We start from the raw sequence: 12,736 nt of genomic DNA on the forward strand, positions 1-12,736 counted from the left end.
GCCAGCTCCCACCTCGACCGCATCTCCCTCAAGCCATGTGCAATACCTGTGGGCAGGCAACACAAGACAGGATCTCCCACAGGTTCAGCGCATCCCCCCCTCTTCATCTGATTTGTAGCAAGATTTTTCATGAAATCCGCCCGGCACCCTTGAGCGAAGCAAAGTGGAAGTGAACAATGTTCTCTTTCGCATTCCCTTCGAGACTGGCCATGAAAACCCGTTCCCGTCTGCTTGCCTGGCTGCCGGTTATATTGCTCGGCCCGGTGCTGGCGCTGTGCAGCACCCTGGCGTTGGCCGAAGCCCCCGCCGAGGCCACCAAGGCCCTGCACCTGCTGGACTACATTGGCGCCGACTACCCGCCCACCGTGCAAGGCGGCAAGGTGATCGACGATGGTGAATACCGCGAGCAGCAGGAGTTCAGCGCGGTATTGGCCGACTTGGTCAAAGGCCTGCCTGCGCATGCTGAACAAGCAGCCCTGGAGCAGGGCGTCCAGGCGCTGCGCCAGGCCATCGACCAGCGCCAGGACGGCCCGGCTGTTGCCAGGCAGGCCCGCCAGCTGGGCGCACGCCTGGCGGTGGCCTACGAGGTCAGCCAGGCTCCAGTGATTACCCCGGACCCAGCCCGCGGCGCTTCGCTGTATGCGCAAAACTGCTCGATCTGCCACGGCGACACTGGCGCTGGCGACGGCCCGGCCGGCGTGGGCCTGGAGCCTGCACCCGCCAACCTGCGCGATGTTTCGCGCCTCGACCAGTTGAGCCTGTTCGACCTCTACAACACCCTGGCCCTGGGCATCGATGGCACCGAGATGCCTTCGTTTGCCGACCAGCTGGACGACCGCCAGCGTTGGGATGTGGCTGCCTACATCGCCAGCTTCACCGCCAAGCCAGAAGCCGGCAAAGGCGACAAGACCTGGAACATCGCCGACCTGGCCCGCCAGACCCCGGCCGAAGTCGCCGCCAGCGAAGGTGCCACGGCCGTGGAGGCGTTCCGCGCCCAGCGCGCCCAGCCGCCGCAGGTCAAGCGTGGCCCTGCGCAATTGCTCGAATACACCGCGAGCACCTTGGACAAGAGCCTGGCGGCCTACCGCGCAGGTGATCACGACCAGGCCTATGACCTGTCAGTGGCGGCCTACCTGGAAGGCTTCGAGCTGGTGGAAAGCTCGCTGGACAACATCGACACCCAGGCGCGCAAGGACACCGAAAAATCGCTGATGGCGTACCGTCAGTCGCTGCAGGACGGCTTGCCCGTGGCCCAGGCCGAGCAACGCCTGAGCGAAGCCAAGGCCAAGCTCGAGCAGGCTTCCAAACTGCTGGGCAGCGATGGCCTGAGCTGGTCGCTGAGCTTTGTATCCGGCTTGCTGATCCTGCTGCGCGAAGGCCTGGAGGCGATTCTGGTGCTGGCGGCGATCCTGGCCTTCCTGCGCAATACCGGCCAGCAGTCGGCGGTGCGCAGCGTCAACATCGGCTGGGGCCTGGCGCTGGTGGCTGGTTTCGCAACCTGGGCGTTGGCAGCCTACGTGATCGACGTCGGTGGCGCCCAGCGCGAACTGCTGGAAGGCTGCACGGCGCTTTTCGCCGCGGTGATGGTGCTGTGGCTTGGCGTGTGGATGCACGACCGCCGCCATGCCGCCGCCTGGCAGGACTACATCAAGAGCAGCCTGGTCAGTGGTGGTGGACGTTTCGGTTTTGCCGTGCTGGCGTTCTTCTCGGTTTACCGCGAACTGTTCGAAGTGATCCTGTTCTACGAAACCCTGTGGCTGCAGGCCGGCCCAGCCGGGCACCAGGCGGTGCTGGCGGGTGGTGCCACGGCGCTGGTGCTGCTGGTGGGGTTGGCCTGGGTGATCCTGCGTGGCTCGGCCAAGCTGCCGCTGTCGCTGTTCTTCAGCATCAACGCCGCGCTGCTATGTGCCTTGTCGGTGGTGTTCGCCGGGCATGGCGTGAAGGCGTTGCAAGAGGCCGGGGTACTTGGAACACGGCCGGTGGCGTTCTTCGAGTTCGACTGGCTGGGGATTCACGCTGACGCCTACTCGCTTTCGGCGCAGGCGCTGGCCTTGCTGGCCATCGTGTTCCTGTACGGGCGCTCGCGCCTGGCGGAGAAGCGCAGGGCAGCGGCCAACTGATTGGGGCCGCGCTGCGGCCCATCGCCGGCAAGCCAGCTCCCACCCCGACCGCATCGGCTTCAAGCCATTTGCAGTACCTGTGGGAGCCGGCTTGCCGGCGATGGGCTGCAAGGCAGCCCCTGGCATTATCAGTTCAGGCCGGCTGTGGCGCCTTGAGAATGTTCTGCAGCAACTGGACACTTTCGACAGCGTCATGACCCAGGCTGGTCAGGTAGCCGCCATCAGGTTGATCGGTCAGCCCCTTTTCATGCAGGCGTTGCGCGGCGGCTACCAGGGCGGGGGAAGCGTTCTTGTGAATCTTGATGCCTTCCTGGCTGCTGTCGTGCTTGAACAGCGAAAGGACTTCCAGTTCAGCGATCAGATCGGGGGTAAAAGGCATGGCGACTCCTGACTTCCAGACAAGGATGACGGCACCGTTCTACGGTGCCTGATCTTCGAGTGTAGCCGGGTTATTCGTCCTCGCCTTGATCCATCTCAGGCGGCAGTTCCGGCAGCGCGCGCAGGGCATTCTCGTACCACTCGCGGTCGAACTCGCGGTCTTCCACCAGCATGTTGTCAATTTCGAAGGCCAGTACATGGGCCATCAGGTTGAGAATGTCTTCGCGCTCGTAACCGACCAGGGTCAGCTTGTTGAACGTGGCTTTCGCCGCCGCCGGGTCGCCGCTTTCGATCTGGTTCTCGATAGCCTGGGTCAGCGTTGCCTCGGCGAAGGCTTCGTCGTCGTCATTGTCGATGTCGGTGGGCTCGCTCATGGCGGTACTCCTAGGATGGGATGCACAGTGTGCCACGCCTGTGGCGGCAATGCCCGGGCATTGACGGGGCGCATGACGCTGGTCAGGGGCGGGCGTACGGTCTATAAAAGCCGGGCCAACCCCTTACGGCCTGGAGGCTGTTACCTCATGCTCAAGCTTCATGGATTTTCGGTCAGCAACTACTACAACATGGTCAAGCTGGCCCTGCTGGAAAAAGGCCTGCCCTTCGAGGAAGTCACCTTCTATGGCGGCCAGGCGCCACAGGCGCTGGAAGTGAGCCCGCGAGGCAAGGTGCCGGTGCTGCAGACCGAACACGGCTTCCTCAGCGAAACCAGCGTGATCCTCGACTATATCGAGCAGACCCAGGGCGGCAAGGCGCTGCTGCCGGCCGACCCGTTCGGGCAGGCCAAGGTGCGTGAGCTGCTCAAGGAAATCGAGCTGTACATCGAACTGCCGGCGCGTACCTGCTATGCCGAGTCTTTCTTTGGTATGCAGGTCGAGCCGCTGATAAAGGAAAAAGCCCGCGCCGACCTGCTGGCCGGTTTTGCCACGCTCAAGCGCAACGGCCGCTTCGCACCCTATGTGGCGGGTGAGCAACTGACCCTGGCAGACCTGATGTTCTGCTTCTCGGTCGACCTGGCCTGCGCGGTGGGCAAGAAGGTGCTGAACATCGACTTCCTGGCGGACTTCCCGCAGGCCAAGGCGTTGCTGCAGCTGATGGGCGACAACCCGCACATGGCGCGGATCGTGGCGGACAAGGAGGCGGCGATGCCGGCCTTCATGGAGATGATTCGCAGCGGCAAGCGCTAAAAGCTGGGGCTGCTTCGCAGCCCATCGCCGGCAAGCCAGCTCCCACAGTTACAGCCACGCTATACCTGTGGGAGCGGGCGTGCCCGCGAACGAGGGCGAAGCCCTCGCAATGGGCCTTAACGCGAAGCCAGCAGCGCCTTGCCGCGGGCGACGGCCGCACGCACCTGCGCCGGTGCGGTACCACCAATGTGGTTACGGGCATTCACCGAGCCTTCCAGGGTCAGCACGGCAAACACGTCCTGCTCGATCTGGTCGCTGAACTGGCGCAGTTCGTCCAGGCTCATTTCGGCCAGGTCCTTGCCGGTGTCCACGCCATACTTCACCGCGTGACCCACGATCTCGTGGCAGTCACGGAACGGCAGGCCACGGCGTACCAGGTAGTCGGCCAGGTCGGTGGCAGTGGAGAAACCGCGCAGGGCCGCTTCACGCATGATGGCGTGCTTGGGCTTGATTGCCGGGATCATGTCGGCAAAGGCACGCAGCGAGTCGCGCAGGGTGTCGGCGGCGTCGAACAGCGGTTCCTTGTCTTCCTGGTTGTCCTTGTTGTAGGCCAGCGGCTGGCCTTTCATCAGGGTCAGCAGGCCGGTCAGGGCGCCGAACACACGGCCGCTCTTGCCACGTACCAGTTCCGGCACGTCCGGGTTCTTTTTCTGCGGCATGATGGAGCTGCCGGTGCAGAAGCGGTCTGGCAGGTCGATGAACTGGAACTGCGCGCTGGTCCACAGCACCAGCTCTTCGGAAAAGCGCGACAGGTGCATCATCGCCACGCTGGCGGCGGCGCAGAATTCGATGGCGAAGTCGCGGTCCGACACGCCGTCCAGCGAATTGCCGGCCACGGCTTCGAAGCCCAGCAGCTTGCAGGTGAGTTCACGGTCGATCGGGTAGGTGGTGCCTGCCAGCGCGGCGCTGCCCAGGGGCATGCGGTTGGCACGCTTGCGGCAGTCGACCAGGCGCTCGTAGTCGCGGCTGAGCATTTCGAACCAGGCCAGCAGGTGGTGGCCGAAGGTGACCGGCTGGGCCGTCTGCAGGTGGGTGAAGCCGGGCATGATGGTTTCGGCTTCACGCTCGGCCTGCTCCAGCAGGCCCTGCTGCAGGCGGGTGATTTCGGCCAGGATCAGGTCGATTTCGTCGCGCAGCCAAAGGCGAATGTCGGTGGCCACCTGGTCGTTGCGGCTACGGCCGGTGTGCAGCTTCTTGCCAGTGATGCCGATACGGTCGGTCAGGCGTGCCTCGATGTTCATGTGCACGTCTTCGAGGTCGACACGCCAGTCGAAGGTGCCAGCCTCGATCTCGCCCTGGATGGTCTTCAGGCCATCGATGATGGTGTCGCGCTCGGCATCGCTGAGCACGCCGACCTGCGCCAGCATGGTGGCATGGGCGATCGAACCCATGATGTCGTGGCGGTACAGGCGCTTGTCGAAATCGACCGAGGCGGTGAAACGGGCGACGAAGGCGTCGACGGGCTCACTGAAGCGGCCGCCCCAGGACTGATTGGTCTTGTCGGTGCTCATGGATTCACTCATTGCAGGCGTGAACGAAAAAGTGGCGCCGATGATAGCAGGGTTTGGGCTGGCCGCCGCAGGGCGCTGGTCGACAGAAATGCGCGGAAAACGATAGAGAAGGATTTGCAGGAATGAACGGCAGTGTTCCACGGACCGTCTACAGTTGGACAGAGGACTGGCAGTGAATCTGCCGGCCGAGTGAATCTTTGGCCATCGCACCGGTCTAGAGCGTGACCTTAGTGTCGCTCGAACCATACCTGTCTACGCTATACCTGTGCGAGACTCATTCAGGAATCCAGCGCAATTATGAATGTCCTGATCGTTGATGACGAACCCCAAGGCCGTGAGCGCCTTAGCCGGCTGCTCGGCGAACTGGAGGGTTACACCGTGCTGGAGCCTAGCGCCACCAACGGCGAGGAGGCCTTGGCGCTGATCGAAAGCCTCAAGCCCGATGTGGTCCTGCTGGACATCGGCATGCCAGGCCTGGACGGCCTGCAGGTTGCTGCTCGCCTGTGCGAGCGCGAGGCGCCGCCGGCGGTGGTGTTTTGCACCGGGGACGATGAATACGGTGCCGAGGCTTTCAAGGACAGTACCCTCAGCCATGTGACCAAACCTTTCCAGGCCCAGGCCTTGCGTGATGCCTTGCGCAAGGCTGAAAAGCCCAACCGCGCCCAATTGGCAGCGCTCACCAGGCCGGCCAATGAAGGCGGCGGCCCGCGTAGCCACATCAGTGCCCGCACGCGCAAAGGCATCGAGCTGATCCCTTTGCCCCAGGTGATCTATTTCATTGCCGATCACAAGTACGTGACCTTGCGCCACGAGGCCGGGGAAGTACTGCTCGACGAGCCGCTCAAGGCCCTGGAAGACGAGTTTGGCGAACGCTTCGTGCGTATCCACCGCAATGCGCTGGTCGCCCGTGAGCGTATCGAACGCCTGCAGCGCACGCCGCTGGGGCATTTCCAGCTATACCTGAAAGGCCTGGACGGTGACGCCCTGACCGTCAGCCGGCGCCATGTGGCCGGTGTGCGCAAGATGATGCAAACCCTCTGAGCCTGTACCGGCCCAATCGCCGGCAAGCCAGCTCCCACAGGTATAGCGTCAGCCTTGAGCCTTGCAGGGCTTCTGTGGGAGCTGGCTTGCCGGCGATTGGGCGGTACAGGTAAGCACAGGATCCTGATCCACATCTGCTAGCGATACCGGCGATGCTGTTATCATCGACAGCATTTCTCTGGATCGGGGCGTTCCATGTCCACTCGCGAAATCCGCATTGCCACCCGTAAAAGTGCCTTGGCCCTGTGGCAGGCCGAATACGTCAAGGCCCGCCTCGAGCAGGCCCACCCCGGTCTGCTGGTGACCCTGGTGCCCATGGTCAGCCGTGGCGACAAGCTGCTCGACGCGCCGCTGGCAAAGATCGGTGGCAAGGGCCTGTTCGTCAAGGAACTGGAAACCGCCCTGCTGGACAACGAAGCCGACATCGCCGTGCATTCGATGAAGGACGTGCCCATGGACTTCCCCGAAGGCCTGGGCCTGTATTGCATCTGCGAGCGCGAAGACCCGCGCGATGCTTTCGTTTCCAATACCTTTGACAGCCTTGACGCGCTGCCTGCCGGCAGCATCGTCGGTACCTCCAGCCTGCGTCGTCAGGCCCAGTTGCTGGCGCGGCGCCCGGACCTGCAGATCCGCTTCCTGCGCGGCAACGTCAACACCCGCCTGGCCAAGCTGGATGCCGGTGAGTACGACGCCATCATCCTCGCCGCCGCCGGCTTGATCCGCCTGGGCTTCGAAAACCGCATCACCTCCACCATCAGCGTCGATGACAGCCTGCCGGCTGGCGGCCAGGGCGCGGTGGGCATCGAATGCCGCAGCGCCGACCAGCAAATCCACGCGCTGCTGGCGCCGCTACATCATGCCGATACCGCCGACCGGGTGGTGGCCGAGCGCGCCCTGAACAAACGCCTGAATGGCGGCTGCCAGGTACCGATTGCCTGCTATGCGGTACTGGAAGGTGACCAGCTGTGGCTGCGTGGCCTGGTCGGCCAGCCCAGCGGCGGTACCCTGCTGGTGGCCGATGCCCGCGCACCACGTACTGCCGCCGAAACCCTGGGCGTGCAGGTGGCCGAGGACCTGCTGGGGCAGGGCGCCGAGGCCATTCTCAAGGAAGTCTACGGCGAGGCCGGCCACCCGTGAGTTCGTGGCGCCTGTTGCTGACCCGGCCTGCCGAGGACTGTGCGGCACTGGCGCAAAGCCTGGCAGCGGCGGGGGTAGCCAGCAGCTGCCTGCCGCTGCTGGCAATCGAGCCCGTCGCTATGGATAACCAGCAACGCCTGTTGCTGGAAGGCCTGCAGGGCTTTCAGGCGATCATCGTGGTCAGCAAGCCGGCAGCCCGGTTGTTGCTTGAGCAACTGGCCGATGCCGGCCTGCAGCCACCCGTGCAAGGCTGGTTCACTGTGGGCGAGGCAACCGCCGCCGTGCTGCAGGGCGCGGGCCTGGCGGTGAGCTTCCCCCCACGTGGCGATGACAGCGAAGCGTTGCTGGCGCTGCCAGCCCTGCGCCAGGCAGTTGCCGTGCCGGCACCGCGGATCTTGATCGTTCGTGGCGTCGGAGGTCGCGAACTGCTGGCAGAGCGTCTTGCAGAGCAAGGTGCTAGTGTCGATTATCTGGAACTGTATCGTCGCTGCCTGCCGGCTTACCCACCAGGTACCCTGATGCGCCGCATCGAAGCGGAACGCCTCAATGGGCTGGTGGTCAGCAGTGGGCAGGGTTTTGAACACTTGCAGCAGATGGCCGGCGCCGATTGGCCGCAGCTGGCGCGTCTGCCGCTGTTCGTGCCCAGCCCTCGGGTTGCCGAGCAGGCCAGGGCCGCCGGGGCCCAACAGGTTGTGGATTGCCGTGGCGCCAGTGCCACGGCCTTGCTGGCAGCCGTGCAGCGCAGCGCTGCACCTGCCTCTTAAGGCGCTAAGCTGAACGCGATGCGCCCCCATGCAAAGGATGGATACGTGAGCGAGACTGTCTTGTCCAATAACGATCAGCCGTCGGCACAAGCGCCGGCGGAACCCGTCACCACCCCACCTGCCAAGCGCTCCGGCAGTGGCCTGGCAACGCTGGCCCTGCTGTTGGGCGCGGCCGGGGTGGCGGTAGGTGGCTGGGGTGTCTGGCAGGTGCGTCAACTGCAAGGCAGCGAATTCAACCAGGGCCAGCACATCGAGGCGCTGAACCAGCGCGCCGAGGCCCTGCAGCAGCGTGAGCAGCAGATCAGCGCGCAACTGGCCAGCCTGCCAGCGGCCAGCGAGCTGGAAGACCGCCGCCGCCTGGTCGCACAGTTGCAAGGCGACCAGCAACGCCTCAGCCAGCGCCTGGAAACCGTACTGGGCGAAAGCCGCAAGGAATGGCGCCTGGCCGAGGCCGAGCACCTGCTGCGCCTGGCCACCCTGCGCCTGTCTGCGCTGCAGGACATCACCAGTGCCAAGGCCTTGGTCGAGGGGGCGGACGAGATCCTGCGCGAGCAGAGCGATCCGGGTGCCTTCGCCGCCCGTGAGCAACTGGCGCGCAGCCTGGCCACGCTCAACAGCACTCAGCAACCGGACCGTACCGGCCTGTTCCTGAAACTGGCCGCTCAGCGTGAGCTGGTGCAGCAACTCAGCGCCCAGTCGCCGGAGTTCGACACCAATGCCGATGCCTTGGGCGCGCTCACCGCCGATGGTGACGGCGCCAGTCGCCTGTCCCAGTGGTGGGCCGAGATCTCCAAGTACTTCCAGATCGACTTCAACGCCGATGACAACGTGCGTCCGCTGCTGGCCGGGCAGCAACTGAACCAGCTGCGCCTGGCCCTGAGCCTGACCATCGAGCAGGCCCAGTGGGCAGCGCTCAATGGCGATAGCAAGGTGTACACCCAGGCGCTGGACGACGCCCGCAGCGTGCTGCTGGCCAACTTCAACGCCGACAACCCGCAAAGCAAGGCCATGCTTGACAGCCTCAACGCCCTGGCCGAACAGCCGGTATCGGTGGTTACCCCCGACCTCAGCGAAAGCCTGGCCGCAGTGCAGGCCTATATACAGCGCCGCCACCTGCCGGCCGAGGCTGAAGGGGGCAAGCCATGAAGCGTGTCTACCTGCTGGCCGTGCTGGCGATCGTGGTCGCCGCGGCGCTGGGTATTGCGGTCGCCAAGCACAGCGGCTACGTGCTGATCTCCTATGGCAGCTTCCGCTACCAGTCGGGGCTGTGGGCGGCCCTGGCCGGCTTGCTGGCTGTAGTGCTGCTGCTGTGGTTGGTGCGCTACCTGGTCGGCCTGGTGCTGACTTCCAGCGGCGTGGTCAACCCGTGGTCGCGGCGTAATCGCAGCCGGCGCGTTCGTCTGGCCATCGAGCAGGGCCAGTTGGACCTCGCGGAGGGCCGTTGGGCCAGTGCCCAGCGCCACCTGCACCGTGCCGCCGAGGCCGAGCGCCAGCCGTTGCTGTACTACCTCGGTGCCGCGCGTGCCGCCAACGAGCAAGGCCGAACCGAAGACAGCGACAACCTGCTGGAACGCGCCCTGGAGCGCCAGCCGCAAGCGGAACTGGCTATCGCCCTGACCCATGCACAGTTGCAGATGGACCGTGGCGAAAGCGACGGCGCCCTCGAAACCCTGCTGGCCATGCAGGAGCGCCACCCGCACAACGGCCAGGTGCTGCGCCTGCTGCAGCGCCTGCACCTGGAGCGCGGCGACTGGTCGGCACTGATCCGCCTGCTGCCCGACCTGCGCAAGGGCAAGGTGCTGCCGGCCGCCGAGCTGGCAGCCCTGGAACAACGTGCCTGGGGCCAGAACCTGAGCCTGGCCACCACCCGTGGCGAGGACGCGCAAAGTGCCCGTCAGGCCTTGGAGCGCGCCTGGCAGCAACTGACCGCAGCCCAGCGCCAGGAGCCACAGCTGGTGCTGGCCTATGCCGAGCAATTGCGCCAGGTGGGTGCCCAGAGCGAAGCCGAACAAGTGCTGCGTACCGCCCTCAAGCGTGAATACGAAAGCCACCTGGCCCGCCTGTACGGCCTGGTGCGCGGCGATGACCCGGCGCGCCAGCTGCAAACAGCCGAAGGTTGGCTCAAGGCCCACCCGCAAGATGCCAGCCTGCTGCTTACCCTGGGCCGTCTGAGCCTGCAGAACCGCCTGTGGGGCAAGGCGCGCGACTACCTGGAAAGCAGCCTGCGCATGGAGCGCAACCCCGAGGCCTGTGCCGAGCTGGCGCGCCTGCTCGCTGGCCTGGGCGAGACCGAGCGCAGCAACCAGCTGTTCCAGGAGGGCCTCGGCCTGCTGGACGAGCGCCTGCTGGCCCTGCCTTTGCCCGAAGGCGTACGCGCCTGACCTACCCCAGGGCCCGCGCAAAGGTGCGGGCCTTGGGGGCGGGTAACCTTTCTCTCGATGTAAGTTAGATCTGCAATCCATTTCTTCAGACGTTTCCTACTGCATAGTTGGAAATTTCCTTCGCGATTCAGCGACTTGTCGTTGCTGTCGCGCCTTGAAACAAAGCGCGTCTTTCCTCTACCGTTTCAGGCCACTTCATTATCCCGGGACCTTCACCGCCCATGCTGCCGGCCCGTTTGCGCACCTTTTTCCTACCTGCCTGCCTTGCTGCACTGGCGGTACTGGCCGCGTCCTTCCACCTGGAAAGCGTCCTCGGGCTGGTGCCCTGCCCGTTGTGTTTCAGCCAGCGGCTGCTGCTTGGCGTGTACGCGCTGCTGTGCCTGGCGGCAGTGCTGCAGGCACCGGGTACGGCGGGCATTCGCTGTTACGCGCGGGCGACGCTGGGCTGTTCGCTGGCCGGGGCGTTGCTGGCAGCGCGACATGTCTGGTTGCAAGGGGATGACGGGGCCATCCCGGTCTGCCCGGTGCCGCTCGGGCGGCTGTTCGAGCAATCCTGGGGCGAGGCGGCACGGCAATTGTTGTTCGGCGGCCCGGATTGCAACTCGCTGACCTGGAGCTTTCTCGACCTGACCCTGCCCGAGTGGAGCCTGCTGGCCTTCCTGCTGCTGGCGGTGCTGCCCTTGAGTTGCCTGCTGGCGTATCGTTTCCGCACCCTGGCGAGAACATGACCTGGCGCAAGGTTGCGCCATTGGCACGACCAATGGCCGTGTAACAGGGTATTAAACACTTGTATGAACTTTGTCCGCTGCGTACCTTGAAGGGCAGCACGCGCGGGAATAATCTCCCAGCACGCATACCGAAAACACAACTGCTCGATGCCGCCTGCTGATGTCACCTTTGTGCTGCACGGTCGTGGTGCGAGGTGCAGCGGCATCTACCCAGAAGGGAAGAGATCGCCATGCTCGATAGTTGTCAGAACGCTCAGGAACGCTGGGGTGGGGTTCACAAACTGATCGACCGCTGGCTGGAGGAGCGCCAGGAACTGGTGCAGGCTTTCCGCGCGCTGCGCGATGCCAAGCCGGCCTTCGCCGACAAGGACACGAACGGGGAGTTTTGCGCGCTCCTTGTCGACTACGTTTCGGCGTGGCATTTCGAAGTCTGCGAGCAGCTGGTCAGTGAGGCCAAGGCCTTCGGCGACGAGAAGGCGCTGAAGTTGGCCGAAGATATCAACCCACGGATCAACGACAGTACTCAGATCGCACTGGCCTTCAATGACCATTGCGCCAAGGGTGAATGCAAGGACACCGAACGCTTTGCCGAAAAGCTGGGCAAGCTGGGTGGCCTGCTGCACGAGCGCTTCGAACTGGAAGACTGCCTGATCGAAGTGTTGCACAACGCGCACAAGGAAGAAGGCGCGGTCCAGGCTTGAGGGTTGGCGTCAGTCGCCAACCGCCAGCAGTTCGATCTCGAACACCAGGGGTGTATAGGGGGCGATCAGGTCGCCCGCGCCCTCGGCGCCATAAGCTTGCGCTGAGGGAATCACCAGGCGCCATTTGGCGCCGGTGTGCATCTTTGGCAAGGCCACCTGCCACCCTTCGATTACCGAGTCCAGGCTGAACCACTGGGGCGTCTGGTTCTGGTCGAACACCGAGCCGTCTGGCAGCCTGCCCACGTAGCGCACCTGCACCTTGCCACCGGCTTTGGGCTGCGCGCCCGTACCTGCTTGCAGTTCGCTGTAGAGCAAGCCCTCCGGTAGTTCGTGCACGCCATAACGACCACGCTCGTTGGCCATGAAGCGTGTTTCGGCAGCTTGAAGTTTCTGCATGGCGGCATCGCCTTCCTGGGCTTCCTGCTGCTGGAGCAAGGCCTGCATGCGTGCCTTGTCGAGTTTCAGCGGTTGCCCCTGGTAGGACTGGCGCAGGCCTTCTACCAGCGCATCCAGTTGCAGGCCCGGCATATCCTGGCGCAGCCGCTCACCCAGGCTGGCGCCGATGCTGTAGGCGAGGTCATGTTCTTCGCTGTCGGCCAAGGCGATGGGTGCCAGCAGGCATAAACCTAAAACAAGATATCGAGGCATGGTGAGTTCCTGCGCCAATGAGCGGGGAAGTATGCCAGTGTTCGTTATTTGTATTTGCCTTTTTACGCCCGCTGTAGGAGCGGCCTTGTGTCGCGAAAGGGCTGCGGAGCAGCCCCGGCGATATTTGCCCTGGCGCTGACACC

13 protein-coding genes are annotated in these 12,736 nt (G+C 64.4%); 9 read left to right on the plus strand and 4 right to left on the minus strand.

Annotated elements, in window-relative coordinates; translation table 11 throughout:
* Positions 1-176: 176 nt before the first annotated feature.
* On the plus strand, positions 177-2,120 hold the full coding sequence (locus tag CAG44_RS08670; RefSeq protein ID WP_085691935.1) for an FTR1 family protein: 1,944 nt from the start codon (positions 177-179) through the stop codon (positions 2,118-2,120).
* Between the two features lie 133 nt (positions 2,121-2,253).
* Here the strand turns inward: CAG44_RS08670 and CAG44_RS08675 are convergent, their stop codons facing one another.
* Both CAG44_RS08675 and CAG44_RS08680 read right to left on the minus strand, forming a co-directional pair.
* Positions 2,254-2,499 (minus strand): TIGR02647 family protein, encoded by a 246-nt coding sequence (locus CAG44_RS08675; RefSeq protein ID WP_015268535.1) that lies wholly within the window; start codon positions 2,497-2,499, stop codon positions 2,254-2,256.
* A 70-nt stretch (positions 2,500-2,569) separates the two neighbouring features.
* Positions 2,570-2,872, minus strand: a complete 303-nt coding sequence (locus CAG44_RS08680) for a hypothetical protein (RefSeq protein WP_085591763.1) — start codon at positions 2,870-2,872, stop codon at positions 2,570-2,572.
* Between the two features lie 147 nt (positions 2,873-3,019).
* Between CAG44_RS08680 and CAG44_RS08685 the strand changes: the two genes are divergently transcribed.
* Positions 3,020-3,682: a glutathione S-transferase gene (locus tag CAG44_RS08685; protein WP_025337273.1), complete on the plus strand. Its 663-nt coding sequence runs from the start codon at positions 3,020-3,022 to the stop codon at positions 3,680-3,682.
* Positions 3,683-3,798: 116 nt separating this feature from the next.
* On the opposite strand, the gene argH is transcribed toward CAG44_RS08685, so the two are convergent.
* Positions 3,799-5,193, minus strand: coding sequence for an argininosuccinate lyase (gene argH, locus CAG44_RS08690; protein WP_025337274.1), 1,395 nt, complete (start codon positions 5,191-5,193; stop codon positions 3,799-3,801).
* A 297-nt stretch (positions 5,194-5,490) separates the two neighbouring features.
* On the opposite strand from argH, the gene CAG44_RS08695 reads away from it, so the two are divergent.
* The 7 genes from CAG44_RS08695 to rsd all read left to right on the plus strand — a co-directional run bounded on the left by CAG44_RS08695 (position 5,491) and on the right by rsd (position 11,945).
* On the plus strand, positions 5,491-6,234 hold the full coding sequence (locus CAG44_RS08695) for a LytTR family DNA-binding domain-containing protein (protein ID WP_015268539.1): 744 nt from the start codon (positions 5,491-5,493) through the stop codon (positions 6,232-6,234).
* Positions 6,235-6,429: 195 nt separating this feature from the next.
* Positions 6,430-7,371, plus strand: a complete 942-nt coding sequence (gene hemC, locus CAG44_RS08700; protein ID WP_085691936.1) for a hydroxymethylbilane synthase — start codon at positions 6,430-6,432, stop codon at positions 7,369-7,371.
* A complete protein-coding gene (locus CAG44_RS08705; RefSeq protein ID WP_085691937.1) occupies positions 7,368-8,135 on the plus strand; it encodes a uroporphyrinogen-III synthase in 768 nt (255 codons plus the stop codon). The genes hemC and CAG44_RS08705 overlap by 4 nt, the downstream gene beginning before the upstream one ends.
* 45 nt (positions 8,136-8,180) lie before the next feature.
* Complete coding sequence (locus CAG44_RS08710; protein WP_084785108.1) at positions 8,181-9,281, plus strand: uroporphyrinogen-III C-methyltransferase; 1,101 nt, start codon at positions 8,181-8,183, stop codon at positions 9,279-9,281.
* A complete protein-coding gene (locus CAG44_RS08715) occupies positions 9,278-10,516 on the plus strand; it encodes a heme biosynthesis protein HemY (RefSeq protein ID WP_075044282.1) in 1,239 nt (412 codons plus the stop codon). Before CAG44_RS08710 ends, CAG44_RS08715 begins: the two co-directional genes overlap by 4 nt.
* A 221-nt stretch (positions 10,517-10,737) precedes the next feature.
* On the plus strand, positions 10,738-11,244 hold the full coding sequence (locus tag CAG44_RS08720) for a disulfide bond formation protein B (RefSeq protein WP_085664199.1): 507 nt from the start codon (positions 10,738-10,740) through the stop codon (positions 11,242-11,244).
* Between the two features lie 230 nt (positions 11,245-11,474).
* On the plus strand, positions 11,475-11,945 hold the full coding sequence (gene rsd / locus CAG44_RS08725) for a sigma D regulator (protein ID WP_085691938.1): 471 nt from the start codon (positions 11,475-11,477) through the stop codon (positions 11,943-11,945).
* A gap of 9 nt (positions 11,946-11,954) precedes the next feature.
* Here the strand turns inward: rsd and CAG44_RS08730 are convergent, their stop codons facing one another.
* On the minus strand, positions 11,955-12,593 hold the full coding sequence (locus CAG44_RS08730; RefSeq protein ID WP_085691939.1) for an FKBP-type peptidyl-prolyl cis-trans isomerase: 639 nt from the start codon (positions 12,591-12,593) through the stop codon (positions 11,955-11,957).
* Positions 12,594-12,736: the final 143 nt, after the last annotated feature.

The organism is Pseudomonas sp. B13(2017), from assembly GCF_002113245.1.
GTDB lineage: Bacteria > Pseudomonadota > Gammaproteobacteria > Pseudomonadales > Pseudomonadaceae > Aquipseudomonas > Aquipseudomonas putida_Z.